A 26,720-nucleotide genomic window follows, 5' to 3' on the forward strand; every position below is an offset into this window, starting at 1 on the left:
TATAAGGGGCTTTAAATTAGATTTCCAATAATTCCTTTTCTTTGGCTTCCAAAACCGAGTCAACAGATTTGATATACTCGTCGGTCACCTTCTGAACATCGTCTTCAGCTTTTTTAGCTTCATCTTCGCTTATGTCTTTATCTTTTAATAACGATTTGATGTCAGAATTTGCATCACGGCGGATGTTTCGCACAGCGACTCTACCCTGTTCAGCTTCAGCACGAACAATTTTAATTAGGTCTTTACGGCGTTCTTCCGTTAACGGTGGCAATGGAATACGAATAGTCGTGCCAGCTGAGCTTGGATTTAATCCTAAGTCAGAGGTTAAGATCGCTTTTTCAACCGCCTGAATTAACGACTTATCAAATACTGACACTGTCAATGTACGGGAATCAGATACAGAAACGTTACCAACCTGATTTAACGGTGTATCTACACCATAATAAGGCACCTTAATGGTGTCTAACAAGCTTGGGTGAGCACGGCCAGTGCGTACTTTTGCTAATTGGCCTTTTAACGCTTCAACACTTTTTGCCATACGGCTTTGTGCATCTTCAATAATTTCTTTAATCACAGCATATTCCTGTTTTTGCTAAGTATTTAGTTCTAAATTATCGGCGTGATCGATCACAGTACCTTCTTTTTCACCCATGATAACATTTTTCAACGCGCCTGGCTTATTCATATTAAAAACACGGATCGGTAAACTGTGATCGCGGGCTAATGTAAAAGCGGCTAGATCCATCACTTTGAGCTCTTTTTCTAACACTTCTTGGTAACTCAGCTCACTAAGCAACACTGCATCTGGATTGCTAACTGGATCATCTGAGTATACACCATCCACCTTGGTTGCTTTTAAAACCGCATCGGCTTCGATCTCGATACCTCGTAAACAAGCCGCCGAATCTGTGGTAAAAAACGGGTTGCCTGTGCCAGCGGCAAAAATAACAACCTTGCCAGCTTTTAATAAACTTATCGCTTCTGCCCAGTTATATGTATCACAAACACCACTGAGTTCTATCGCAGACATCAGACGCGCGTTCACATAGGCACGGTGTAGCGCATCGCGCATTGCTAAACCGTTCATTGTTGTTGCCAGCATACCCATGTGATCACCGACTACACGGTTCATACCTGCTTTTGCTAAACCAGAACCACGAAACAAATTACCACCGCCTATTACAATGCCAACTTGCACACCCTGCTCAACGAGTTCTTTTATTTCTTGAGCCATGCGGTCTAATACTTTAGGGTCAATGCCAAAGCCTTCATCGCCCATTAAGGCTTCGCCACTTAATTTTAATAGGACGCGTCGATAGTGAGGTTTAGGATTCATATTCGTTTCCATCTAGTGTCAAAAAAAAGCCGCGGTAGACGCGGCTCAGAGAAATAACTTACTGGCCTTTTGCAGCGGCCATCTGCGCTTGAACTTCAGCAGCAAAGTCTTCTTCTTTCTTTTCGATGCCCTCGCCTACTTCTAAACGAGTGAAAGAAGTTACGCTAGCACCTTTTTCTTTAAGGTATTCACCAACAGACTTTTTAGGCTCCATGATGAAGGCCTGACCTGTTAAAGAAATTTCACCAGTGAATTTTTTCATTCGACCAGTCACCATTTTTTCAGCGATTTCTGCCGGCTTACCTTCATTCATCGCGATATCAATTTGAATGGCTTTTTCTTTTTCAACAACATCAGCAGGAACGTCAGTTGGATTAACATATTCTGGTTTGCTCGCAGCAACATGCATGGCAACATGTTTTAATGTTTCTACGTCACCTTGGCCGGCAACAACAACACCAATGCGATCACCGTGGGTGTAGCTTGCTAAGTCTTGACCTTCAACGTACTCAAGACGACGAACATTGATGTTTTCACCAATTTTTGCGACTAAAGCAACACGGGTTTCTTCAAATTTAGCTTTTAAGCTATCGATATCAGTTTTTTCAGCAATCGCACTATCAGCAACTTCGTTTGCAAAAGATAAGAAGTTAGAATCTTTAGCAACAAAGTCTGTTTGACAGTTCACTTCAACTAATACGGCTACACCATCTTTTTGTTTGATGATAATAGTACCTTCAGCGGCGATATTACCAGCTTTTTTAGCTGCTTTAGCCTGACCTGATTTACGCATATTTTCGATTGCCGCTTCGATATCACCATCAGTTTCTACCAAAGCTTTTTTACAATCCATCATACCCGCGCCTGTGCGCTCACGAAGCTCTTTAACCAGAGCAGCAGTAATTGCCATCTTAACTCATCCTCGTATATTTAATTCGCCATTTAATAAACAGGGGCATAGTGCCCCTGTTTAACAATAGATGCTGGTTATTACAACAGAATTATTCTGCTTCAACAAAACCGTCTTTTTCAGCTTGAACTTCAAGGTTGCTTTCACGACCTTCAGTCACAGCAGCCGCTGCTGCATTCAAATATAATTGAATTGCACGGATTGCATCATCGTTGCCAGGAATAACGTAATCAACGTTATCAGGCTTAGAGTTTGTATCTACAACAGAGATAACCGGAATACCCAGGTTGTTTGCTTCTTTAATTGCAATGTGCTCATGGTCAGCATCAATTACAAATAAAACATCTGGTAAGCCACCCATGTTTTTGATACCACCCAGGCTTAACTCTAATTTTTGCATTTCGCGAGTCAGCATCAGGGCTTCTTTTTTAGTTAGTTTCTCAAAAGTACCGTCTTGGCTTTGAGTCTCTAAATCTTTCAAACGTTTAATTGATTGACGAACTGTTTTCCAGTTAGTCAACATACCACCTAACCAGCGATGGTTAACATAATATTGGTCACAGCTTTGAGCTGCAGCTTTAACCGATTCGCCAGCTGCACGTTTAGTACCAACGAATAAAATTTTACCTTTGCGCTGGGCAACTTTTGACAGTTCAGCCAGAGCTTCGTTGAACATAGGTACAGTTTTTTCAAGGTTGATGATATGAATTTTATTGCGCGCACCAAAAATGTAAGGTTTCATTTTTGGTTCCCAGTAACGGGTTTGGTGACCGAAGTGAACACCTGCTTTTAGCATGTCGCGCATAGATACGTTTGGCATAATTTTCCTCATTTAATTGGGGTTAAGCCTCCACATACCCCCGAAATCCGACCATAAAATGGCACCCCGGACAAGGTTCTGGTATGTGTGTGTGGTTTAAAGTTAAGTAATATCACAATTCATTTGCGAATTGCTGGCGCGCTTTATACCATAGACAGCCTCAAACGACAATTAAAAATCACCGCGAGGCGAACTCTTGAGTATTAAAATTAAAACACCTGAACAAATTGAAAAAATGCGTACCGCTGGCAAAATGGCGGCAGAAGTTTTGCAGATGATAGCGCCGTATGTTAAAAAAGGCGTCACAACCGATGAATTAAATCAAATTTGCCATGATTATATTGTTAATGTGCAAAAAGCATATCCAGCACCGTTAAACTATCATGGATTTCCAAAATCTATCTGTACGTCGGTTAATCATGTGGTTTGCCATGGCATCCCAAATGATAAAATGTTAAAAGACGGTGATATTATCAATATCGACGTTACCGTACGCTACGATGAAGATAGCAACGATGCACTTCATTTGAACGGGTATCACGGTGATACCAGTGCCATGTTTTTAGTCGGCCCCTCTAGTTTAAAAACTCGATTAGCTGAACGATTAATCAAAAACACCCAAGAATGTTTATATCTTGCTATCGAAATGGTCAAACCTGGCGTTCGATTAGGCGATATTGGCCATGCAATATCTAAACATGCGCATGGCGAAGGCTTTTCTGTCGTTCGCGAATATTGCGGTCACGGCATTGGTCAAGAATTCCATGAAGAGCCCCAAGTATTACACTATGGGAAACCTGGCACAGGTGAAGTATTACAAGCAGGCATGTGTTTAACAATTGAACCTATGATCAATGCTGGTAAAAGAGAGACTAAAGTTTTAAAAGATGACTGGACAGTTGTTACCCGAGACCGTAGTCTCAGTGCGCAATGGGAGCATACGCTGTTAGTCACCGATGATGGTTGTGAAATATTAACGTTACGAGAAGATGAGACCATCGCAAGAATCCGATAACCAAAAAACAGGAAACATTCAGTGAGCAGCCAACAAGCCTTTTTAGAACAATTAAAAACGATTGATAACCTCGATAATATTCAGTCGCTGCGAAGTCTAGTTGACAACTATCATGATTGGCTGCAGAGCGAATTTACCCAGCAACCCATTGCTAAGTTGGTGCTGGGTCGGGCCTTTTTTATTGATAATCTAATCCGTAAATTATGGCAACTAGTCACATTAAACGATGAGTGTGAATTGGCACTCGTTGCGGTTGGTGGTTATGGCCGAGGTCATTTAAATTTGCATTCGGATATTGACCTTCTTATTTTATCTCGTGAACGAATTAGCAAAAATTGTGAGCAAAAAGTGAGTCGTTTTGTAACCAGTTTATGGGATTTAGGGTTAGATATTGGGCAAAGTTTACGTACACTAAAAGAGACGATTAGTTTAGGACAAGAAGATATTACAATTGCCACTAACCTACTCGAATCACGCCTGTTAAATGGTGATGAAAAACTCTTTAGCGAACTCAACAAAAAAATTAACTCCCGCCAATTTTGGCCAAGTGTTAAATTTTTTAAAGCTAAAATAGAAGAGCAAAAAATCCGCCACAAAAAGTTCAACGATACCAGCTACAACCTAGAACCTAATATCAAAGAAAATCCCGGCTGTTTGCGCGATATTCAGAATATTGGCTGGATCGCTAAAAAACATTATAAAGTGTTTGACGGCAGCCAACTGGTCAAACAGGACTTTATGACAGACGAAGAGCTGCGTGAACTTCAGGATTGTCGTGAGTTTTTATGGCATATGCGCTTTGCATTGCATATGGTTGCAGGACGCAGCGAAAACCGACTGTTATTTGAACACCAACCCGCGGTTGCTAAACTATTAGGTTATGGAGACAGCAAAGCGGCTGTTGAAAGCATGATGAAACGCTTTTTTGTGATGGTACGCCGCGTAGTAGAACTCAACCAGGTCCTATTGCAATATTTTTCGGACGAATTTGTGGTTAGCTTTCGGCCGTGGAATCGCAAACGTCTAAATAATGACTTTGAAATCGTCAACGGATTAATTAAAGCCCGCCGTAGCGACATATTTGATACCCCTGCACAAATTTTAGATATGTTTTTAATCATTGCCGACCATAAAAAAATTCTGGGTTTACATTCATCTACGTTAAGACTATTACGCAATGCACGGCGTAAATACGAAAGCTTAGAACTGTTACAGCTAAAAGCATGTCGTGAACGTTTTATGCAATTATTGTGTCACCCCAATTTTTTTGCGATTAGTTGGGATTTAATGCACAAACATGGTGTGATGGCAATTTACAACCATGATTGGGCACATATCGTCGGTTTAATGCAATTTGATTTATTTCATAGCTATACGGTAGATGAACATACCAATCGCCTTATAAAAAATATCTTTAGGTACACTCAATCCGAGCACAAAAAAGAGTTTCCGCGCTGCTCTGCGATTTGTAATGAGTTCGGAAAACTTGAGCTTTTATATATTGCTGCAATTTATCATGATATTTGCAAAGGCAAAGGCGGTGATCATAGCGAATTAGGTGCAATTGCCGTCAAAAATTTTTGTCGGTTACACAAAATCAGTGATTCAGACGCCGACATGATAGCCTGGTTGGTTGAAAACCATTTATTAATGTCTGTTATTGCGCAGCGCAAAGATATAAATGATCCTGAGGTTATTTTAGACTTTTGCCAACGGGTACAAAATGAAACCCGCTTAAACCTGCTCTACGCTTTAACACTAGCGGACATCCGTGCCACCAATGCGACTTTATTAAACGATTGGAAAGCCTCACTGCTGCAACAACTATATAGTGCAACGTTAAATGCCCTACGTAGTGGTTTAGAAGAGCCGGCGACGGTGAGTGAACAAATTGCCGAAAAGCGCGAAATCGCTCTAGATCAACTTTTAAACGATAAATTAGCGTTAAACGATGTACAATTTTTATGGCAAGATTTACCCAACGATTATTTTTTACGCTATAGCGTTGAGCAAATCTGTTGGCATGCTAAAACCATTATCAATAATAAAGAAGGTGCCTGTGTAGCCGTAGATAACAGCCGACATAAAGGGGGCACTGCGGTATTTATTTACCTGCCTGATCGAGAATATTTATTCGCCAGCATATGTTCGGCACTCGATCGTAAAAATTTTAATATTCATGATGCCAACATCTTAAATACTAACAGCAAAGCTGCTTTAGATACTTTTATTGTATTGGAAGATGACGGCAGTCAAGTTAAGAAAAAACGCTTTAAAGACATTTATGATGCCATCAAAGAGGCGATTGCTGAACAAGGTCAACCTAAAGTGCCCGAACGTATTCCGCGTAACATTAAGCAGTTCAATATTCCAACAAAAGTGACCTGGGTTGAACATAAAAACGACAAACGCAGCATGATGCAATTAGAAGCACTTGATACACCGGGATTACTGGTTAAAATTGGGCGTATTTTTTATCAGAACAAAATTACCATTCATGCTGCTAAAGTCGCTACAATAGGCGAACGGGCTGAAGACTTTTTTGTTTTAACCAATCAATCTGGTGAACCGCTAAGCGATTCAGAAAAATCTAGTCTGGCTCAACAATTAAGACAGACATTAACAATTAAACCTGCAAACTGAGAGTAAAACATGGCAGAAATCAAAGACATCATCGAACAGGCGTTTGAAAACCGCGCCGAGATCACCCCAAGCAATGTATCGGACGAAGTCCGTAGCGCCATCGAAACTGCAATGACTAAAATCGACCAAGGCGAAGCTCGCGTTGCAGAAAAAATAGAGGGTGAATGGGTTGTTCATCAATGGCTGAAAAAAGCCGTTTTATTGTCATTCCGTATTAATGACAATGCACCTATCCAAGGTGGTGAAACTCAGTACTATGATAAAGTCCCAATGAAATATGCAGACTACACTGCCGAACAATTTAAAGCTGACGGTGTTCGTGTGGTACCACCAGCGGCTGTTCGTCGTGGTTCATTTATTGCCAAAAACACTGTTTTAATGCCGTCATACGTTAATATCGGTGCCTATGTAGATGAAGGATCTATGGTAGATACTTGGGCCACTGTAGGTTCATGTGCACAAATTGGTAAAAACGTACACTTATCTGGTGGCGTAGGTATTGGTGGTGTGTTAGAGCCATTACAAGCGAACCCTACCATTATCGAAGACAACTGTTTTATCGGCGCCCGCTCTGAAATTGTTGAAGGTGTGGTGGTTGAAGAAGGTTCAGTGATTTCTATGGGTGTTTACATTGGTCAAAGCACTCGTATTTTTGATCGCGAAACTGGCGAAATTCACTATGGCCGTGTGCCGGCTGGCTCTGTTGTTGTTTCTGGTTCATTGCCTTCTAAATGTGGCACTTACAGCTTATACGCCGCTGTTATTGTGAAAAAAGTTGACGCAAAAACTTTAGGTAAAGTTGGAATCAACGAGCTTTTACGCACAATCGATTAAGGTGACAATAAGAATGGCCCATATGCGTCATTCTTACCCTCATTTAGGGCCTGTTTGTATTTAGCGCAACAAATACCAGGCCCAACGTCTTTTTCTGCTCACACTGTTTAAATAACTACCAAATAAATCAATATTTTAGTAATATTATTACTATTGTGTTAGCAGAAGTTTTTTTCATGGCCACCATCAAAGATATAGCAAAAGAAGCCGGTGTATCCCTCGCCACAGTGTCTAGGGTTATTAACAACGGTCCTAAAGTTAGCGATAAAACTCGTGAACGAATTAAAGCCATCATGAAAGATTTGGGTTATCGACCCAATGCTAACGCACGTGCACTGGTTAAACAAAAAAACCCGTCTATCGGCGTTGTTTTAGCTGAGCTATCCGACCCATTTTTTGCAACCCTTGCGCACGGAATTGAAAGTGTTGCCCGGGAGCAAAATTTGCAAATATTGTTAAGCTCAGGCTCTATCCATGCTAAAACTGAACGTAAAGCCATAGAAACTTTATTTGAGCACCGCTGCGAAGCTATGATAGTACATAGCAAAGCTTTAGATAATCACACCCTCATAGATTTTGCCAAACAAGTACCAGGATTTGTCCTAATTAACCGCTACATTCCAGAAATTGCCGACTGTTGTGTTTGGTTAGACAACTATGTGGGTGGAGGACTCATGGCTCGTCACCTGTTAAATAACGGCCATCAGAAATTTGTTGTGTTAAGCTCCGAGTATCAAATTAATGACCCCTATGAACGGCTTGACGGTATCAAAGACGAATTAGCCAAAGCCAATATTCAATTAAGCGAACAACAAATAGCCTGTGACAAACCCGACCTAGAAGGAGGGGCACAGGCGATGCAAAAGCTGTTAAACAATAAACCTGATTTTACCGCTGTTATCGCTTATAACGATGCAATGGCTGCCGGTGCAATTTCAGTTTTACAAGAAGCAGGCTATCAGTTACCAGAGCAGATCTCTGTGATGGGTTTTGATGATGTGATGTTGGCAAGATTTTGCCGACCAAAACTATCAACCTTGCACTACCCAATTGAAGAAATGGCCGTAAAAGCCGCAGAGTTAGCGATTGAAAAATCGACTAATCTAGAGTTTACACCGGACCCGAGTGGTTATAAATTTACCCCAAGCATTGTTAGCCGTCAGTCGATTAAAAACCTAACACAATAACCCGAGCCGAAGCTGGGGTTATTGCTCGTGTACAGTTTAACCAGCAAACGCCCCCTGCTCGGCTGAGCAGACAAAAATACTGGCTTTTAAACCCGTTTTTGCTTCGTACTTTTCATTAACGACCTGTTTAACCGCCTCAGTTAAGTTTTTAGGCACTAAAGAAACAACACAACCACCAAAACCGCCACCTGTCATACGTACGCCGCCTTGTTCTTTAATCACATCACCAATGATTTCAACTAAATAATCAATTTGGCTGGTCGTAATTTCAAAGTCATCGCGCATTGATACATGAGATTCTCCCATCAAGCGGCTCATGGTTGCCATATCAGCTGCATTTAACGCGTCAAACATATCTTTAGTACGCTGATTTTCAGTAATAACATGATGCGCTCTACGATATTCTGCGTCAGACATTTTATCTTTAGACGCTTGCAAATCTTGCATCGTCGCAGGACGCAATGTTTTAAATCCCATTGCGCGTGCAGCAGTTTCACATTGCTCACGACGGGTATTGTATTCACTGTCAACTAAACCACGTTTTACATTTGAGTTAATAATAACCAAGTCTAACGCTGCTGGAATTGATGAATGGGCAATGTCTAATGACTCACAGTCTAATAACATGGCATGTCCTTTATGACCCATTGCCGAAATTAACTGATCCATAATGCCACATGAACAACCAACAAATTCATTTTCAGCTTGCTGACCCAAAAGTGCGGCTTTTACACCATCTAACGGCAACTCGTAAAGGCTAGCAAAACATTTAAGTACCGCGATCTCAAAACTGGCTGAAGAACTTAAACCAGCCCCCTGAGGTACATTGCCAGACACTGCTAAATCAGCGCCTCCGACTTTTGGAAAAACTTTTTGTAAAGCAATTAAAACACCGCGAACATAATTACTCCAACTATACTGTTCATCAAACTGAATGTCGTTCAGTGCAAATTCGCTGACTTCTTCATTGATATCAACTGCTAATACTTTCACTTTGTTATCGTCACGTTTAGCCGCAACAATATCAGTGCCAAAATTAATTGCGGCAGGTAGTACAAAACCACCGTTATAGTCTGTATGCTCACCAATTAAATTAACACGACCGGGTGCGTGACACTCATGAGTCCCTTGATAACCAAAAAACTGATTAAATTGTTGTGCTAATTTTTGCATTCTGCTCATTGCTTGTTCCTCTAATTATTTGGCTGACTTATAATGTACTGCAGGGACTTCACGTAAACGTGTGGCCGCTTGCTCTGGCGTTAGATCACGTTGTGCTTCAGCCATCATTTCATAACCCACCATAAATTTTCTGACCGTTGCAGAACGTAACAAAGGCGGGAAAAAGTGCGCGTGCAAGTTCCATTCAAAATGGCTTTGACCGTCATAAGGCGCCCCATGCCAACCCATTGAATATGGAAAAGACGTGTTAAACAGGTTATCGTACCGGATAGTTATCTGCTGCAAAATGTCAGCCAAAGTTGATTTTTGACCGTCGTTCAAATCAACCATTCTAGTCACCGCAAACTTAGGTAATAATAGGGTTTCAAACGGCCAACCCGCCCAGTAAGGCACAACGACAATCCAATCATCATTTTCAACAACCGTCCGCTCACCATTTGCCGATTCACGCTTTGCGTAATCTAACAGCATGTTGCTATGATTTTTATCAGTGTAAGCAGAAAAATGGGTTTGTTTTTTTGCCGCTAAAGTCGGTAAATGATGGTGCGCCCAAATTTGACCATGTGGATGTGGGTTAGAACAGCCCATCATTGCACCTTTATTTTCAAATACTTGAATCCACTCATAATCTTTAGATAAATCAGAACACTGATCTTGCCAAGTATCTATTACTTGCTGAATTTCAGACTGACTTAATTCAGGCAGGGTTTTACTGTGATCCGGTGAAAAACAAATCACTCGGCTACAGCCTTGGGCCGATTCACTGCGGAACAAAGGGTCTTCTGTTTGGTGAACCACGGTATCAGGTTTTAGTGCCGCAAAATCGTTTTGGAAAACAAAGGTGCCTTTATAGTCAGGGTTTTGTTCACCAGTAATACGTTTATTGGTTGGACACAAATAACAAGACTCATCATAACTTGGCTTTTGCTCTTCGTCTAACGTTTCTTGCTGACCTTGCCAAGGGCGTTTAGCTCGATGTGGCGAAACCAGTACCCACTCTCCAATCATGGGGTTATAGCGGCGATGAGGATGTTCAGTTGGATCAAATTCAGTGGTCATAATTTACCCTTTTGTCAGTGAACCTAAGTAATTTTAATGTTAATAGCATGCGAATATGGGGCTAAGAATAATCTAAAAAAAGATAAAAGTAAAACGTTTACCCTGCATTAAATTTAACCATTCATGGATTTAATTGCTAAGCAATTGTCTGTTAACAAACTTTATAAGCTTGCTTAAAACGGAATGAATTTGCAGCTGTGTACAATTAATATTCAACCTGGTCTTTCAGAGCAGTTCAAATACGGAGGTTTGGGCCTTGATCTTGACTTAAATCATGTTTTTTTAAAAGTCGACTGTATTTTTGACTTCAAAAGCCATACAATTTGCACGATTTTGGTCACATTGGGATTTTTGATGCTGACCTAAAGACTCAAACTAAATGATTGTTTTTAAAATTTAATAAAAATGATTTGGTCTGAGCTACCTTAAATATTCGTTTTACGCTATAGAACTTTGGAAGATACAAAATGAGCGCAACAAGTTCTGCAACTCCTAACTATAACTTTGACATAGTCAAAAAATTTGCCTTTATGGCTGTTGTTTGGGGTCTGGTCGGAATGTCTGCTGGTGTTGTTATTGCAGCCCAGTTAGTCTGGCCGGAACTCAACTTTGATACGCCCTGGTTTACTTATTCCAGACTCCGTCCTTTGCATACTAATGCGGTAATTTTCGCATTTGGTGGGTGTGCGTTATTTGCAACTTCATACTGGGTTGTGCAGCGTACCTGTCAAGTTAGATTATTTAGTGACAAAATTGCTAACTTTACGTTTTGGGGTTGGCAAGCTGTGATCGTCAGTGCGATTATTACTTTGCCACTAGGTATGACTTCATCAAAAGAGTATGCTGAACTTGAGTGGCCGATTGATGTGTTAATTGCATTAGTTTGGATCGCTTATGCCATCGTCTTTTTTGGCACTATTGTTAAACGAGCAACCTCACACATTTATGTTGCCAACTGGTTTTATGGTGGTTTTATCTTAACCGTAGCCTGTTTGCACATTGGTAACAGTATGGCGATCCCAGTCAGCTTAACCAAGTCTTATTCTATTTATGCCGGTGCTGTCGACGCTATGATGCAATGGTGGTACGGACACAACGCAGTAGGCTTTTTCTTAACGGCTGGTTTCCTTGGTATGATGTATTATTTTGTACCAAAACAAGCAGGCCGTCCGGTTTATTCTTACCGCTTATCTGTTGTTCACTTCTGGGCACTCATCTCATTGTATATTTGGGCGGGTCCGCACCACTTACACTACACTGCTCTGCCTGATTGGACTCAGTCGTTAGGTATGGTGATGTCAATCGTATTATTCGTACCTTCATGGGGCGGGATGATCAACGGTATTATGACCCTTTCAGGGGCTTGGCATAAACTACGTACTGATCCGATTTTACGCTTTATGATTGTCTCGCTGTCATTCTACGGGATGTCAACGTTCGAAGGTCCAATGATGGCAATTAAATCGGTAAACGCTTTATCTCACTACACTGACTGGACTGTTGGTCACGTTCACTCAGGTGCATTAGGTTGGGTGGCTATGATTTCTATCGGTTCTTTGTATCACTTAATACCACGTGCATTTGGTAAAGAAAAAATGTACAGCGTTAAACTGATTAACGTGCACTTCTGGTTAGCAACTATTGGTGTTGTTTTATACATTGTTGCTATGTGGATTTCTGGTGTTATGCAAGGCATGATGTGGCGTTCCGTTAACGCTGACGGTACTTTGACTTACAGTTTTGTTGAAGTTGTTGCGGCAACCTACCCCTACCATACTATTCGTTGGATCGGTGGTCTATGTGTCGTTACCGGTATGATCATCATGTTGTACAATACAATTAAAACCATTCGTTCAAAAGATGCCGCAAAAGCTGAAGTACCAGCTCAAAGCGCACAGGCGACAGCCTAGGAGAATTAGATAAAATGGCGAATAAACACGAAATTGTAGAAAAAAATATCGGTTTGATGGCTATTCTTGCCATCATCGCAATTAGCTTTGGTACGCTAGTTGAGATCACGCCGCTGATGTTTATGAAAGATACAACAGAACCAGTGAAAGGGTTAAAACCTTACACAGCGCTTGAAATGGAAGGCCGTGATATATACATCCGTGAAGGCTGTGTTGGCTGTCACAGTCAGATGATCCGCCCTTTTCGTGCCGAAACAGAGCGCTATGGTCACTACTCGGTGGCTGGTGAGTCGGTTTGGGAACACCCATTTTTATGGGGTTCAAAACGAACTGGTCCTGATCTAGCACGTGTCGGTGGACGTTATTCTGACGAATGGCATAGAGTTCATCTAATCAATCCAAGAAACGTTGTACCTGAATCTAATATGCCTGGTTTCCCTTGGTTGGAAGAAAATGTTTTAGACGGTGAATTAACCGCCAAAAAACTTGCGGTATTCCGAGACTATTACGGTGTGCCTTATACGCAAGAAGACATTGACCAGGCACAAGCCAGTGTTCGTGGCAAAACCGAGATGGACGCCTTAATTGCGTACCTGCAAACTCTTGGCACGGCATTGAAATAATATGGATTACGGTACCTACAGAGGCATATACACCATAATAATGTTGCTTGTTTTTGCAGGCATCATTTGGTGGGCCTACAGTAAGCACAGTAAAAAGCGTTTTGATAAAGCGGCCAACTCAATCTTTGAAGAAGATGAGTTAAAAGAAAGCCGAAAAAAAGAGCGTAGCGCTCAAGACAACGAGCAGCAAGCTCACAAAGATTAGAGGATTCAGCATGAGTACCTTTTGGAGCTTATGGGTAGCTATACTATCCATATTAACATTGGTTCTGGTATTTTCCCTGCTTTACTGGAACATGAAAAACTATACCGGCGTTGAAGAAGGCAAATCAATGGGCCACGAATTCGACGGTATTGAAGAGTTAAACAACCCACTACCGGCTTGGTGGACCAAAATGTTTTGGATCACTGCTGTATGGGCGGCTTATTATTTATTGGCTTACCCTGGTTTAGGTAACTACGAAGGCTTTTTAGGCTGGAAAAGTTCTAATCAAGGGATCACGACCTTAGCAGAATCGAAAGAAGCCCGCGAGCAAGCCGAAGCCGAGGGTTACCACGTAGAATATGATGCTGAGTTGCGTCGTGCGGACGAAAAGTTTGGTCCTATCTTCCAACAATATGCACAACAAGATATTCACGCGCTCGCTAATAACGAAGAAGCATTGGAAATTGGACAACGTCTATTTTTGCAAAACTGCTCTCAGTGTCATGGCTCTGATGCACGCGGTGGTGTTGGTTTTCCAAACTTAACCGATGATGATTGGTTATACGGCGGCAGCCCAGCAAAAATAAAAGAAACCTTATTGTTAGGTCGTAAAGCAGCGATGCCAGCCTGGCAAGCTTCTTTAGGCGAACAAGGCATTAAAGAGGTTGTTGCTTATGTGATAAGCTTAAGTGGTCGTGATGCAGATCCAGCTTTAGTGCAGGCCGGTAAAGCTAAATTTGGTGCCTGTGCTGCATGTCACGGTGCTGATGGTAAAGGCAGCCTAGCGCACAACTTGCCTTTTGGAGCTCCTAATCTAACCGATGATATTTGGTTATATGGTGGCTCAGAGCGTGCAATCACAGAAACGTTACAACATGGTCGTAACGGTGTAATGCCAGCTTGGAAAGACATCTTAGGTGAAGATAAGGTTCACTTAATTAGTGCCTACGTTTATAGTTTATCAAACAAATAAACAACGCCATTATTTCATTAAAAAACCAGCGCTTATGTGCTGGTTTTTTGTTATTATGAGGCCGTGTTTTTTAAAAGAGTTTACCCCCCACTATGACAGATTCTGCTTTTCGCCCTTGGTACAAAGAACCTTGGCCATGGGTGTTAATTACCATCATTGTAGTGCCTATGCTGGTTGCAGTTGTCCGCCTGAATATTTATAACGAGTATAAAGTAGACATGGTGGTTGATGATTATTACAAAAAAGGTAAAGCCATCAATCAGGAATTTGATCGGGAAGATTTAGCAGCCGAATACAACATAGTTATTTTTGCCCAAATAAACAGTGATAATATTGTATTAGAGCTAAACCATAACCGGAAATTGAAAGAAGTTCCTAGTTTATTTATTTCTTTTTATCACTCAACGCAGTCTGAAAAAGACTTTAAAGTGATAGCAACCCAGCGTGCTGATGGTAAATATTCTGCCAGTTTTGATCACGCCATTGATGGAAAATGGCAATTAACATTCGAGTCACATGACAAAAGCTGGAAACTGCAAAAAAATGTTTATTTACCCTATTCGGATAAAATTTTAATTAAACCTTAATGCAAACAAAGTGCTTTCATTGTGATCTGCCAATTCCGGTAGATGTTGACTTAACCATCAACTTTCAAGGGCAAAAAAAACCTGTCTGTTGTCTCGGTTGTCAGGCCGTCGCTGAAGTGATCATCCAAGGTGGTTTAAGTCAGTATTACAAATTTAGAGAAAACACTGCAACTCAACCGGACGACCTTACTCAACTTAGCGAACTAGAATTAGCCTATGACAACCCAGCAATCCAGCAAGCGTTTGTTAGCCAAAGTGGGCAAACTTACACCGCAGACATCAGTCTGCAAGGGATGCATTGTGCTGCCTGTGCTTGGCTGATCGAAGCCCATTTAAAAAATAGCCTAACAGGTATTGAGGCGGTCACAGTTAATCTTGTCAATCAACGCGCTCAAATCAGTTGGCATACCGAACAGTGTAAACTCAGTCAAATCTTTGCGGCAATACGTCAAATCGGCTACCAAGCCGCACCATTTAAAATTAGCGAACAAGAAATAAAATTCAAACAGCAAGCCAAAGGCTACCTAAAACAGCTTGCTGTGGCTGGTTTATTTACGATGCAAGTCATGATGCTTGCGTTTGCTTTATATTTTGGTGTGGTCGAAAGTGAATTTAACGAATACTTTAGATGGTTGAGTTTATTGTTAGCGACCCCTGTGGTTTTTTATAGTGCTAAACCTCTTCATATATCCGCATTTAAAGCATTAAAAAATCGCCAATTGAATATGGATGTACCAGTCGTATTTGCGGTTATGACTACATACATCGCCAGTGCTTATGCAACCTTTAGCCGCTCTGGCGAAGTTTATTTTGAATCGGCCAGTATGTTTGTTTTTTTGCTGCTCAGCAGTCGCTATTTAGAACATTTGGTAAAAATGAAAGCAGTCAGTTTATCAGCAAATTTATTAAAAATTTTACCTTTGGTCGCGTTCAGATTTAACCAGCAAAATCAGCTTGAAGTCTGCCATGCAAATCAATTAAAAGTCGGTGAAATCATTCAAGTACAACCAGGGCAGACAGTACCAGCCGATGGTATTTTATTGAACGACGCGGCTTTATTTGAAGAGTCAGTCATCAGCGGCGAAAGTATCCCTGTCAACAAAATCGCTGGCGATACAGTGTTTGCAGGCAGCATACCAGCAGAACATTCAGTTAAAATTAGTGTAACGGCAAGCGGTGCTGCCACTAGTTTAAGTCAATTAGCGCATCACCAAGAAACTTTACAGCAAAGTCAAAACCCGATTTATCAAAGTGCCGATAAGATTGCTCGTCAAGCAACCCTTATGGTATTGCTTTTGTCCGTTCTCACTTATGTCGGCTGGACATTGGCAGGCGAAAATGGCTTATGGTATGCAGTTGCTGTGTTAGTTGCTACCTGCCCTTGTGCCCTTTCGTTAGCGTTACCGACGGCGGTCTCGGCAAGCGCAGCTGCGCTAAAAAAATCGGCTATTTTATTACAACACAGTCGAGCGCTCGAACTGATTGATAAAAGTGATTTTTTTGCTTTTGATAAAACGGGCACCCTCACCAACGGCCGCTTTAAAATTCATCAGTTGTATTGGCTAGATAAAACAATGAACACATCGCAAATCCTAAGTTTAACTGCGGCAATAGAGCAGCAAAGCAGTCACCCGCTAGCCAGTGCATTTAGTGATATTGCTCACACCCATCAGGTTGAAAACTTTACCGTCTTACCTTCAGTTGGCTTAACAGCCAAAGTTGACGGCTATCAAGTCATCGTCGGCGCTCGAAGTTTGTTGCCAGAGTCAATACACAGACAATATCCTGACGCTCAGATTTTTGTCATTATAAACGGTAAGCCATGTGCGGCACTTGTATTAACAGACGAATTAAAAGATGATGCCCCTGCCACGTTAAAATCACTCGACAAACCAAGTTATATTTTAAGTGGTGATAGTAGCTTACGCGTTCAACAAACTGCCAAAACGCTGCAAACCGGTTATTATCAAGGATTAAGTGCCAATGAAAAAGTGCGGTTTTTGCAAGCATTACAAAATAACCAAAAAATTGTTACCATGTTAGGTGATGGGGTCAATGATGCACCAGTATTAGCGGCTGCAGATGTAAGTATTGTAATGCACGAAGGTGCAGACCTCACTCGTTACAAAGCAGATGTGGTATTTTTAAATTCAAATATCTCAGCACTGACTAATCTCATCAAAAAATCACGGCACTTTAATCAAATCGTTAATCAAAATTATACTTGGGCGCTATTGTATAATTTAACCGCAGTGCCGTTGGCAGTGGCCGGAATTTTAACCCCTTGGATGGCAGCGTTGGGTATGTCGGTGAGCTCGTTAATTGTTGTTTCAAACTCTATGAGGCTATTAAGGTCATGAGCATCATTTATGTATTAATTCCAATCGCTATTATTTTAGTACTGGTTGCGATTGGCGTATTTTTTTGGGCTGTTAAAAAAAATCAATTTGAAGACTTAGACCGTCAAGGTCATAGCATTTTGTTTGACGAGGACGAATCTAAACAAAAAAAATCCGACCCAAATAATGAGTGATTATATAACCGCATTTATATTGGGTTTAACGGGTGCAGGACATTGTATTGCCATGTGTGGTGGTTTATCTATTGCCACTGGACTCCAAAAACACTGGTTTTATCTGCTCAGTTATCATAGCGGCCGCATATTCAGTTATGCCTGTGCTGGGTTTATTTTTGCCCTGCTTAGCCAAACCTTTAGTCAGGCGTTTTCTCCGCTACTTATAATTTTAAAATTTTTAGCCGCCGTACTCCTGGTTTTATTGGCCTGTTACCTAGGTCGCTGGAATATGAGTCTTGTTAAACTCGAACACTTATTTGCCCCCATTTGGAAAAAAATGAGTCCTTACGCAAACCAGGCGTTGTTAAATAAAGCCTGGTATGCAAGATTTTTTGCAGGCATCTTGTGGGGATGGTTGCCATGTGGCCTAGTTTATAGCGTATTAACCTTTGCTACAGCGTCTGGCGATGCACTTAAAGGTGCGCTGATCATGTTATTTTTTGGTTTAGGTACTTGGCCTGCGCTTTTTTTATCGGCTTCACTTGGCCACCAGATGAATTTATTTTTAAATAAAAGCAGCAGCCGATTTATTTTGGCATTGTTATTGTTAAGCTATGGTATTTTCAACTTTTATCAAGCGGTTATGATGACTCTAGCCACTTAACTTGCACTTACCTACACAAATAGGTAGGGTATCAGCTAACGTTTTTAAAAGGATTCGAATGCTCATGAAACATGTTGCAAGCTTTAGCCATGCAGTCACCTGCCAAAATTGCAGCCTGAGCCAAATGTGTTTGCCATTTTCGCTTAATAACGCAGAATTGAACCAACTGGATGGAATAATTGAACGTGAAACTCCGCTACATAAAGGCGAAAAATTAATTAGTACGGGTGACGAATTTACTGCACTGTATGCCGTACGCTCCGGCTCGCTAAAGTCATTTACGCTTTCAAAACAGGGTGACGAGCAAATCACTTCATTTCATTTGCCCGGTGATATCATAGGTTTTGATGGCATTGGCGATCAAAAACACCGTACCTCTTCAATCGCGTTAGAAACTTCGATGATCTGTAAAATCCCTTACCAGACCATGGATAAGTTATCTGTTACCTTGCCTAAACTGCGCCAACAAGTCATGCGGTTAATGAGTGGTGAGATAAATCTAGAACAAGAAATGATCTACTTACTCAATAAAAAAACGGCCGAAGAACGTATTGCAACTTTTGTCATGCGCTTATCTAACTGTTACAAAGAGCGAGGCCTATCAGCCAGCCAGTTTAGATTAAGCATGACACGGTCAGAAATCGGTAATTATTTAGGCCTTACAGTGGAGACCGTCAGTCGTTTATTAAGCCGCTTTCATAAAAACCAATATATTGAGGTAAATGGCAAATTTATTACTATACTAAACTTTGACAAACTCGAAGAATTAGCAGAAGTGAGGTAACCATGAACCGCCTTAATCGAATTCTGGCCGTCATAGATCCCGCCGACGAACAGCAAAAGTCGTTAAAACGTGCAGTAGAGTTAGCTCGATTGTCAAATGCTTCAATGACAGCATTTTTAGTGGTTTATGATTTTTCTTACGAAATGACCACTATGCTGTCGCCAGATGAACGTGAATTAATGCGACGCTGTATGATTGAAGAACGCACGCAATGGTTAGAAGCACAAATAGAACCTTATCTGGAGCAAGTCTCACAGCTACATACTAAAGTGATTTGGCATAGCCGGCCGTTTGAGTGCATTATCCAACAAGTTTTAGAGACTAATTATGATTTGGTGGTCAAAGCCACGCATGAGCACTCAACGTTACGCTCTGTCATTTTTACACCAACGGATTGGCATTTGATTCGAAAATGTCCCTGCCCTCTGCTTTTAGTTAAAGAACATGATTGGCCACCACAAGGCACCATTTTAGCTGCCATCAATGCCGCTAACGAAGAAACACACCATCAGGATTTAAACGAGCAAATTATTAAAACGGGTCAATTTATGCAAAGCTTAGTGGATGCAAACCTTAAGCTTTTAAATTGTTTTCCTGGCACGCCGGTTAATTTAGCCGTGGAAATTCCCGAGTTTGATCCAACCAGCTACCGTGATGCCATTAAATCGCACCATCTGAATGCGATTCATAAACAGGCTGATAAACACAATATTGCACATGAAAACTGTATTTTAACCGAAGGCCTACCTGAAGATTCAATTTTAGATATTGCTAAAGAAACAGATGCTGAACTGGTCATAATGGGCACGGTTGGCCGCTCTGGCATTTCTGCAGCGCTATTAGGCAATACAGCAGAACATTTATTAGAAGGTATTAATTGTGACGTACTGGCTTTAAAACCTTATGGCTTTGTATCGCCGGTTAAACTGCCAGACAAATATCACGAATGATTGCCGAATAAACTCAATTTGCTATAATCCGCGCCTCTAAATCTGACGAGGCGCATTATGCAAACCCTAACGGCTAAAAGCAAATACAACTTCAACAAACTTCAAAAACGTTTACGCCGATGTGTCGGTAAAGCCATTGAAGACTTTAATATGATTGAAGATGGCGACAGAGTTATGGTGTGTTTATCCGGTGGTAAAGACAGTTATACCATGTTAGATATATTACGTTTTTTACAAAAACGGGCACCGATTAAATTTGACATAATTGCCGTTAATTTAGATCAAAAACAACCTGGGTTTCCAGCCCATGTGTTGCCTGAATATTTAGAGTCAATCGGTGTTGAATACAAGATTATTGAAGAAGACACCTATAGCATAGTTAAAGAAAAAATTCCTGAAGGCAAAACCACTTGTTCGCTTTGTTCTCGTTTACGCCGTGGCATTTTATACCGTAGCGCTAGTGAACTGGGCATTACCAAAATTGCCTTGGGTCACCACAGAGATGATATTTTAGAAACCTTGTTTTTAAACATGTTTTATGGTGGCAAACTAAAAGGCATGCCACCTAAACTGATCAGCGACAATAAAGAACATATAGTGATCCGCCCGCTTGCCTATTGCCGTGAAAAAGACATTGTAAAATACTCTGAAATTTTAGAGTTTCCGATCATCCCGTGCAATTTATGTGGCTCACAAGAAAACTTGCAGCGAAAAGTGATTAAAGAAATGCTGCAAACTTGGGATAAGCAGCACCCTGGCCGTTTAGAAACCATGTTTAATGCAGTGCAGAACGTTTCTCGCTCGCACCTCGCCGATACCAGCTTATATGACTTTAAAAGCCTAACTCAGCAAACCTATAACGGCGAAGGCGATACCGCATTTGATCCAGTGACTGTGATAGCACCCGCGTTAGATAACAACTTATACGCAGATGACGAATCGCCGCAAAGCGAAGACAAGATCGCGATAAAGGTGGTTTAAGATAGTTTCCAGCTGACCGGCAGCTCAATCGCTTGGCATTTATCAAGCATGAATAGATTCTCTATTTTGCCCGAGCTTTACAAAATCATGTAAAGTTCGGGCAAAAGTAGGCGTATATTAGGTTTCAAACAAATACCCTTTTCAACTTCCTATTTATAATGAATATATAAAGTTTGCTCGGCTTGGTTACGAACAATATATAATTTTATACCTTTGTTTGTTTTAGTATTGTTATAGGCCAACTGCAGGTCTTCGATATTATCTATTTTAACCTTTCGCCCATTGACACTTGCAAATATGACCACGTCGCCAATCAGCAAGTTAGGATTTTGTTGCACGCCTTTACGAGTGGTTGCATAAACATAAGCACCGGCTATTTCAGGCAAGCCTAGGGCAGATTGCTCACCTAAGCTAGATACTGATTTAAAATGAGCCTCAAATATTTTTGCTGAACGATTCGCACGTTCAGTTGATTTAACAAATAATTTTGGAAAACTTGGCTGTTTTGCTTTAGCTTTTAAATTAGGGCTAACCACACCAAATTGATCCATTGGGAAGTTTTTAAATCCTATGCTTAAAGCGGGCGAAGATGATTCAACACGATAGTCCCCGCGACTAGGATCAATAAACATGGGCCGGCCCGCTACAGAATTTTTATCTGTTTTGAATTTTTCCTGTGTGCGTATTAAAGCGGCTGCGTCGGTAAATAAATTGTAGTCAATTTCAGTTCCCCACCGTTTAATTTTCATTCTTGCGGGTTTATGAGCTGTAAAAAATATATTGTTACGTACCGTATCCAGACTATTTTCAAACCAGACATGTGGGTGTAGACCATTATTAATCATAATGTTATTTGTAACGACCCGGTCAAAACCTTCTCGTAGTTTAAGTCCGCCGCTAAGTCCAACATTATTATAAATGCGGTAGTTTGATGAACCGTCATCTAAATCAATATCCCAACCATGAGCACACTGAAACCTATTATTGCGAATGACTATCGGCTCTAATACATCCAATTTGTACATACCTGGATTATTTTTCGCAATTTGCTCAGCTTTAGCTCGATCTGGATGCCAAAATCGATCGCGTCCCCAAGAGTTAAACGCACCATGATCGTTAGTTTCTAATACCGTGTTGAACACATCATTGTACTCAAAAATGTGCCCACCCCAAGTGCCTTCTCCGACATTAATGCCGGCGCGAGGCACATCATAAATCGAATTGTGGCTTGCGGTTATATTGGCGGCCATTTGCACTTGAATACCAGCCACTTGTTTTTCAATTAAACCTATATTGTGAATCAGATTATCGTGAGCGTTAGAATCGGCTGGATAGTTATTATTTTTAGGACCAGCGGCCATATCCATTTTATCAATATCAACATATTCTTCGTAACGAAAGCTAGCCGATCTCACCGCAGAAGGATCTCCAATAAAACTGATTGCGTTCGCACCTATTTCATAAATTTCATTGCTAGCGATAGAGACATGTCGGTTGTAATTATTTACAAATACTGCGTTGCCCCCCAACTGAGTAAACTCATTATTGGTGATCTTTACATGCTCTGAACCTTCAATAAACACAGCACCACCGCGATAAATTGTCCAGTCACTTCGCAATAGAGGCTCTTTAGTTTTCATAAAGGTTTGTTTGGTTTGAGTAAACCTAATGCCGGATATTTCTATATATTTAACGGGCGCTTCAACACTGCCTTTTATTTCAATTAAGTGCTCGGCCTGAGATACAGTTAAATGTGCGGTCGATAAATCCAAATCTTTGGGTGGATAATAATATAGAGTGGATGTTGATTTATCATAAAACCACTCGTTTGGCGCATCTAACTCTTCAAATATGTTCTCAACATAGCGGTACATTCGATGAGGCCCAGAACTGCGATTATTTTGAAAACCGCCAGTCAAAATAACATTCCCTGAATTATCCACACCAGAAATTTCATAATGCATGCCTCCCCACCGCGCACGATGCAAAGCATGTAAAATCCCACCCACCGGATTTTTCCACTTCGCGACCCGAGCCGGATCAATAGCGTCGGTCGCATACCCGTTAAAAATTGAAATATTAGGGTTAAAGTTTGGATATCTAGCACGGTGCTGGCGCTGATGATTAATGTACAATTGATCAAAATCCTCAAGATCGAGTTTAGTTTTCATCAATTGAGCACTATGTTTTTGCCAGTTTGCGTTGATCACCTTGGCACCACTGAATACAACTTGTTGCTCTTTTGCTGCTTTAATAACAAAAGGTGCACGCTCGGTCCCTGAAAATTCAGGACCTAACAACAAAGGTTCGCTTAAATAATAAGTCCCTGCTGCTAAATGAATTTCGACAGCTTTATTGTTTGCCAACAAGGTTTTGGCTTGGTTTAGGGTTTTGTTTAAGCTGTTGTCATCTGGGTGTGCGGTAAGAACAATTGCCTCATCACCGGATGAGGCACTTTTGCCTGTCAAACCATGCTGTGCACAGGAAGATAAAACAAAAGAAAAAAACAATATCCAAAAACGCATAATCATTGCTCGCTGTGAAAAATTATTTAAATATTTATAAAAGGCTTACATAATCAGGGTCGCGCATGTTACTTCTACCTGAACGGATATACTCACGTAAAAGTTGATGCAGGTCCCTAACTATTTTTTCTTCTCGCGGCGTTAGTCCATCCGCAGCCAAGTTATATTGTTCACTCAGGTCGGTATCTAGCTTAAACAGCTGTAGTTTGTTAAGTTGCAACTTTTCAAATTCCTGATCCGGATCCACCGCAACGCCAGCATTGCCCCAGCCACCTGTACCAGTGCCAAAAATCAGCTTGTATTCGTCACCGTTTGAATACTGTTTGGCGATGATATATTGTCCAGTATAACTAGTGCTAACATTTGCTTCTCGCAGTCTCTTTGGTGTGCCATCTCCCAACAGAATGGGTAATATATTCCAACTGTCCACCCCTTGTTCATTGGCAAGGGGTTGCCCCACAATAGCCGCTGCCGTGCGATAAAAATCTTGTAAATTAACCAAATCGTTTGTGAGGGTTCCGGGTTGAATAACAGATCCCGACTTTTTACCATTACCCCAGTGTGCAATAAAAGGAACCCTATGTCCTCCTTCGAACGATGTGGTTTTTTGCCCTTTTATTGTGGCTTGTTTCAAAACCCCAGTAGAAATGTGTTTGCTACCTTTGTTATTTTTAGTTAAACCACCGTTGTCGCTCGTTATTATTATCAGAGTATTGTCAAAATAGCCTTGCTCTTTTAACGCCGCCACTATTGCCCCCACGATAGCGTCGCTTTCTTTAATATAGTCAGTATAAGGGGTTAGAGTTTTCCCTTGAAAGTCTGGGTGAGGGACGACTGGATTATGGGGGGCAGACAAAGGCACATACAGAAAAAATGGCTTGTTTTTTGGCACAACGTCAGTAATAAACTCGACGGCACCCTGCTGTATTTTCCTTTGGATCTGAAAAAAATCCCAATCGGGGTCCATATATCCGGGCCTGCCTGGCCCGTCTTTTTTAGTCTTATATACTGAGTTTAAATTTAGCCAACGATCATTTAAAAAATACTTGTAGGGTGCGATATCTGCCGAAGCCGTGTGGCCAAACGCCCAATCGAACCCTCGGTGAAACGGCCCATCGACGATCCCTTTGCTCCAGTCTGGTTCATTCTGCCGTAAGTGTGCAGAGGTGGTAATTGGCTGACCTGACACATCATATACGTTATAACCCAGGTGCCACTTACCGGCATATCCTGTGATGTAACCAGCGTCCTGTAACACATTAGCTATGGTTTTTTGTGTTCGTTGAATCCACACGTCGCCGTGAGATTTTTGCACTCGATCTGCCAAACCTACTCGTGCAGGGTGCTCTCCCATCATTAAACCATAGCGTGTAGGACTACACACAGCGGAGGATGTATGTGCATTGGTAAACATCATTCCCCCGTTGGCTAGCGCATCTATGTTTGGTGTGCTTACCGAGATATGTTCAGGGTTATATGCAGATATATCACCTAACCCCATATCGTCAAACAATATGTATACAAAATTAGGCGTTTTTTGGGCGTCAGTTAAAAAAGAGGCTTGCGCTATCAGTGGCACAAGTAGCAAACTTGTGAACAGTGTTCGGCGGATACATAAGCTCATCTAACTATTGCTCCATGTTAGTATTTTGGGGTTGAATTTTATAAGGCAAATACGGCAGGATTTTTTCTTCCCAAGCTTTCATCCGTGCGGTTAATTGAGCAACAATTTGGGGATGTTTTTGTGCAACATCGTCTTGTTCTGAAATATCAGCTGATAAATCGTATAAACTTATCTGCTCGTAATAAGGACTAATGACTAATTTCCATTTCCCTTTACGCATAGCTTTTTCTGAATCTTGAGCGATTAATTTTTTTGAATGAAAATGTAATCCGCCCTTCCGCCAAAATAAAACCCTATCGACCGGCGCTAACCCTAATAGAGTCGGCATTAAATCAACCCCATCTAGCCTATGATTATCAGGTAATTTTGCACCAGTTAATGAAACAATGGTTGGCATAATATCAAGGGTGGAAGCCAATTGTTCAGTCACTGAGTTTGAAGCCACAACACCTGGCCACCAAGCGATCATTGGAACCCTGTGCCCTCCTTCATATAAACTGCCTTTTTGACCACGTAGCGGGCCAGCAGAAGAATATTTCATTGGGCCATTATCGGAAGTAAATAAAATTAACGTGCTTTCGCTCAGTCCAGCTTGTTCAACAGCCGTAATAATTTGCCCAACACTTTTGTCCAGCTCAGCAATGACCTCGCTATAGACTTTTTGTTCATCAACTTTTTTTATCTTTTTTTTGTTCGGGCCTCTTAGTATCTGGGAGTTAGGGCCTTGCATTGGACTGTGTACAGCTGCATGGCTAACATACAATACAAAAGGTTTATTTTTGTTTTTTTCAATAAATTCTACCGCATGTTTAGTGATTAATTGAGTTGTATAACCTTCTTCAACTACTTTTTCAGTATTGTGCCACCAATCAAATTTTTCCATTCTGTCATAGTGAGAAATGTAGTCGATATTACCGGATAGAAAGCCGACAAACCGGTCAAAGCCGAAGTGCATGGGATGGAAACGCTGCCGATAACCCAGATGCCATTTACCAAACAAGGCAGTTGCGTAACCTTGAGTTTTAACTAACTTAGGAAAGGTGATTTGAGTTTGCGGGTCGACGCCCAAACTGTGAGCTGGATGACTCGCGTTTGCATTTATTACCCCGTCTACACCCGCTTTTTGTTGATAACGTCCTGTAAGAAGGCCAGCCCGAGTAGGACTACACACAGTGCCACTCGAGTGGAAATCAAAGAATCTCATTCCCTCCCGCGCCATTTTATCTAAGTTAGGCGTTGACTGAACACCTTTATATATGCCCAGATCACCATAGCCCAAATCGTCTGCCATAATAACTATGATATTTGGCTTATGAAGATCTGACACTTTTGCTTGGGTCTGTGCAAGCGAAAAAACAGCGATGCAAAATACAATCAAGGTTTTCATATCGAC

At 41.2% G+C, this 26,720-nt stretch carries 24 protein-coding genes; 15 read left to right on the forward strand and 9 right to left on the reverse strand.

What is annotated here, in order from left to right:
• Positions 1–16 precede the first annotated feature (16 nt).
• The 4 genes from frr to rpsB all read right to left on the reverse strand — a co-directional run bounded on the left by frr (position 17) and on the right by rpsB (position 3,066).
• Positions 17–574, reverse strand: coding sequence for a ribosome recycling factor (gene frr, locus C727_RS0111130; RefSeq protein ID WP_017445723.1), 558 nt, complete (start codon positions 572–574; stop codon positions 17–19).
• An 18-nt stretch (positions 575–592) separates the two neighbouring features.
• Positions 593–1,336, reverse strand: a complete 744-nt coding sequence (gene pyrH / locus C727_RS0111135; RefSeq protein WP_017445724.1) for a UMP kinase — start codon at positions 1,334–1,336, stop codon at positions 593–595.
• A 58-nt stretch (positions 1,337–1,394) separates the two neighbouring features.
• Positions 1,395–2,246, reverse strand: a complete 852-nt coding sequence (tsf, locus tag C727_RS0111140; RefSeq protein WP_017445725.1) for a translation elongation factor Ts — start codon at positions 2,244–2,246, stop codon at positions 1,395–1,397.
• A 91-nt stretch (positions 2,247–2,337) separates the two neighbouring features.
• Positions 2,338–3,066 carry a 30S ribosomal protein S2 gene (gene rpsB / locus C727_RS0111145; protein ID WP_017445726.1) on the reverse strand — a complete coding sequence of 243 codons (729 nt, stop codon included), beginning with the start codon at positions 3,064–3,066 and terminating at the stop codon, positions 2,338–2,340.
• 196 nt (positions 3,067–3,262) lie between these two features.
• Here rpsB and map point away from each other — a divergent pair, with 196 nt between their 5' ends.
• From map to C727_RS0111165, 4 genes are all read left to right on the forward strand, one after another.
• On the forward strand, positions 3,263–4,081 hold the full coding sequence (gene map / locus C727_RS0111150) for a type I methionyl aminopeptidase (RefSeq protein ID WP_017445727.1): 819 nt from the start codon (positions 3,263–3,265) through the stop codon (positions 4,079–4,081).
• Between the two features lie 21 nt (positions 4,082–4,102).
• Positions 4,103–6,724, forward strand: coding sequence for a [protein-PII] uridylyltransferase (gene glnD / locus C727_RS0111155; protein WP_017445728.1), 2,622 nt, complete (start codon positions 4,103–4,105; stop codon positions 6,722–6,724).
• Positions 6,725–6,733: 9 nt separating this feature from the next.
• The gene (gene dapD / locus C727_RS0111160; protein WP_017445729.1) at positions 6,734–7,558 is read left to right on the forward strand and encodes a 2,3,4,5-tetrahydropyridine-2,6-dicarboxylate N-succinyltransferase; all 825 of its coding nucleotides are present in this window, start codon (positions 6,734–6,736) and stop codon (positions 7,556–7,558) included.
• Positions 7,559–7,734: 176 nt separating this feature from the next.
• The gene (locus C727_RS0111165) at positions 7,735–8,745 is read left to right on the forward strand and encodes a LacI family DNA-binding transcriptional regulator (protein ID WP_017445730.1); all 1,011 of its coding nucleotides are present in this window, start codon (positions 7,735–7,737) and stop codon (positions 8,743–8,745) included.
• A gap of 36 nt (positions 8,746–8,781) precedes the next feature.
• Here C727_RS0111165 and galK read toward each other — a convergent pair whose 3' ends face one another.
• Together galK and C727_RS0111175 are read right to left on the reverse strand one after the other, a co-directional pair.
• Positions 8,782–9,927, reverse strand: coding sequence for a galactokinase (gene galK / locus C727_RS0111170; RefSeq protein WP_017445731.1), 1,146 nt, complete (start codon positions 9,925–9,927; stop codon positions 8,782–8,784).
• A 15-nt stretch (positions 9,928–9,942) separates the two neighbouring features.
• Complete coding sequence (locus C727_RS0111175) at positions 9,943–10,986, reverse strand: UDP-glucose--hexose-1-phosphate uridylyltransferase (protein ID WP_017445732.1); 1,044 nt, start codon at positions 10,984–10,986, stop codon at positions 9,943–9,945.
• Between the two features lie 467 nt (positions 10,987–11,453).
• Between C727_RS0111175 and ccoN the strand changes: the two genes are divergently transcribed.
• The 11 genes from ccoN (at position 11,454) to ttcA (ending at position 21,178) form a co-directional block, all read left to right on the forward strand.
• Complete coding sequence (ccoN, locus tag C727_RS0111180; RefSeq protein ID WP_017445733.1) at positions 11,454–12,896, forward strand: cytochrome-c oxidase, cbb3-type subunit I; 1,443 nt, start codon at positions 11,454–11,456, stop codon at positions 12,894–12,896.
• A 14-nt stretch (positions 12,897–12,910) separates the two neighbouring features.
• On the forward strand, positions 12,911–13,519 hold the full coding sequence (ccoO, locus tag C727_RS0111185) for a cytochrome-c oxidase, cbb3-type subunit II (protein WP_017445734.1): 609 nt from the start codon (positions 12,911–12,913) through the stop codon (positions 13,517–13,519).
• Between the two features lies 1 nt (position 13,520).
• On the forward strand, positions 13,521–13,724 hold the full coding sequence (locus C727_RS0111190; protein ID WP_026052683.1) for a CcoQ/FixQ family Cbb3-type cytochrome c oxidase assembly chaperone: 204 nt from the start codon (positions 13,521–13,523) through the stop codon (positions 13,722–13,724).
• A gap of 10 nt (positions 13,725–13,734) precedes the next feature.
• Complete coding sequence (ccoP, locus tag C727_RS0111195; protein ID WP_026052684.1) at positions 13,735–14,697, forward strand: cytochrome-c oxidase, cbb3-type subunit III; 963 nt, start codon at positions 13,735–13,737, stop codon at positions 14,695–14,697.
• A 92-nt stretch (positions 14,698–14,789) separates the two neighbouring features.
• Positions 14,790–15,284, forward strand: a complete 495-nt coding sequence (locus tag C727_RS0111200) for a FixH family protein (RefSeq protein ID WP_017445737.1) — start codon at positions 14,790–14,792, stop codon at positions 15,282–15,284.
• Positions 15,284–17,644 carry a heavy metal translocating P-type ATPase gene (locus C727_RS0111205; RefSeq protein ID WP_017445738.1) on the forward strand — a complete coding sequence of 787 codons (2,361 nt, stop codon included), beginning with the start codon at positions 15,284–15,286 and terminating at the stop codon, positions 17,642–17,644. Before C727_RS0111200 ends, C727_RS0111205 begins: the two co-directional genes overlap by 1 nt.
• Entirely contained in the window at positions 17,641–17,817 is a 177-nt protein-coding gene (ccoS, locus tag C727_RS0111210; RefSeq protein WP_017445739.1) for a cbb3-type cytochrome oxidase assembly protein CcoS, read from the forward strand. Before C727_RS0111205 ends, ccoS begins: the two co-directional genes overlap by 4 nt.
• Positions 17,810–18,463 (forward strand): sulfite exporter TauE/SafE family protein, encoded by a 654-nt coding sequence (locus C727_RS0111215; RefSeq protein WP_017445740.1) that lies wholly within the window; start codon positions 17,810–17,812, stop codon positions 18,461–18,463. The genes ccoS and C727_RS0111215 overlap by 8 nt, the downstream gene beginning before the upstream one ends.
• Before the next feature lie 64 nt (positions 18,464–18,527).
• Positions 18,528–19,247, forward strand: coding sequence for a fumarate/nitrate reduction transcriptional regulator Fnr (gene fnr, locus C727_RS0111220; RefSeq protein WP_017445741.1), 720 nt, complete (start codon positions 18,528–18,530; stop codon positions 19,245–19,247).
• Positions 19,248–19,249: 2 nt separating this feature from the next.
• The gene (gene uspE / locus C727_RS0111225) at positions 19,250–20,197 is read left to right on the forward strand and encodes a universal stress protein UspE (RefSeq protein WP_017445742.1); all 948 of its coding nucleotides are present in this window, start codon (positions 19,250–19,252) and stop codon (positions 20,195–20,197) included.
• A gap of 57 nt (positions 20,198–20,254) precedes the next feature.
• Positions 20,255–21,178 (forward strand): tRNA 2-thiocytidine(32) synthetase TtcA, encoded by a 924-nt coding sequence (ttcA, locus tag C727_RS18425; RefSeq protein WP_017445743.1) that lies wholly within the window; start codon positions 20,255–20,257, stop codon positions 21,176–21,178.
• Positions 21,179–21,327: 149 nt separating this feature from the next.
• On the opposite strand, the gene C727_RS0111235 is transcribed toward ttcA, so the two are convergent.
• The 3 genes from C727_RS0111235 to C727_RS0111245 are packed head-to-tail and all read right to left on the reverse strand — an operon-like array spanning position 21,328 to position 26,714.
• Positions 21,328–23,703, reverse strand: coding sequence for a right-handed parallel beta-helix repeat-containing protein (locus C727_RS0111235; RefSeq protein ID WP_017445744.1), 2,376 nt, complete (start codon positions 23,701–23,703; stop codon positions 21,328–21,330).
• 34 nt (positions 23,704–23,737) lie between these two features.
• Positions 23,738–25,327, reverse strand: coding sequence for a sulfatase family protein (locus C727_RS0111240; RefSeq protein ID WP_017445745.1), 1,590 nt, complete (start codon positions 25,325–25,327; stop codon positions 23,738–23,740).
• A 4-nt stretch (positions 25,328–25,331) separates the two neighbouring features.
• A complete protein-coding gene (locus C727_RS0111245) occupies positions 25,332–26,714 on the reverse strand; it encodes a sulfatase-like hydrolase/transferase (RefSeq protein WP_017445746.1) in 1,383 nt (460 codons plus the stop codon).
• Positions 26,715–26,720 lie beyond the last annotated feature (6 nt).

The organism is Gayadomonas joobiniege G7, from assembly GCF_000300815.1.
GTDB lineage: Bacteria > Pseudomonadota > Gammaproteobacteria > Enterobacterales > Alteromonadaceae > Catenovulum > Catenovulum joobiniege.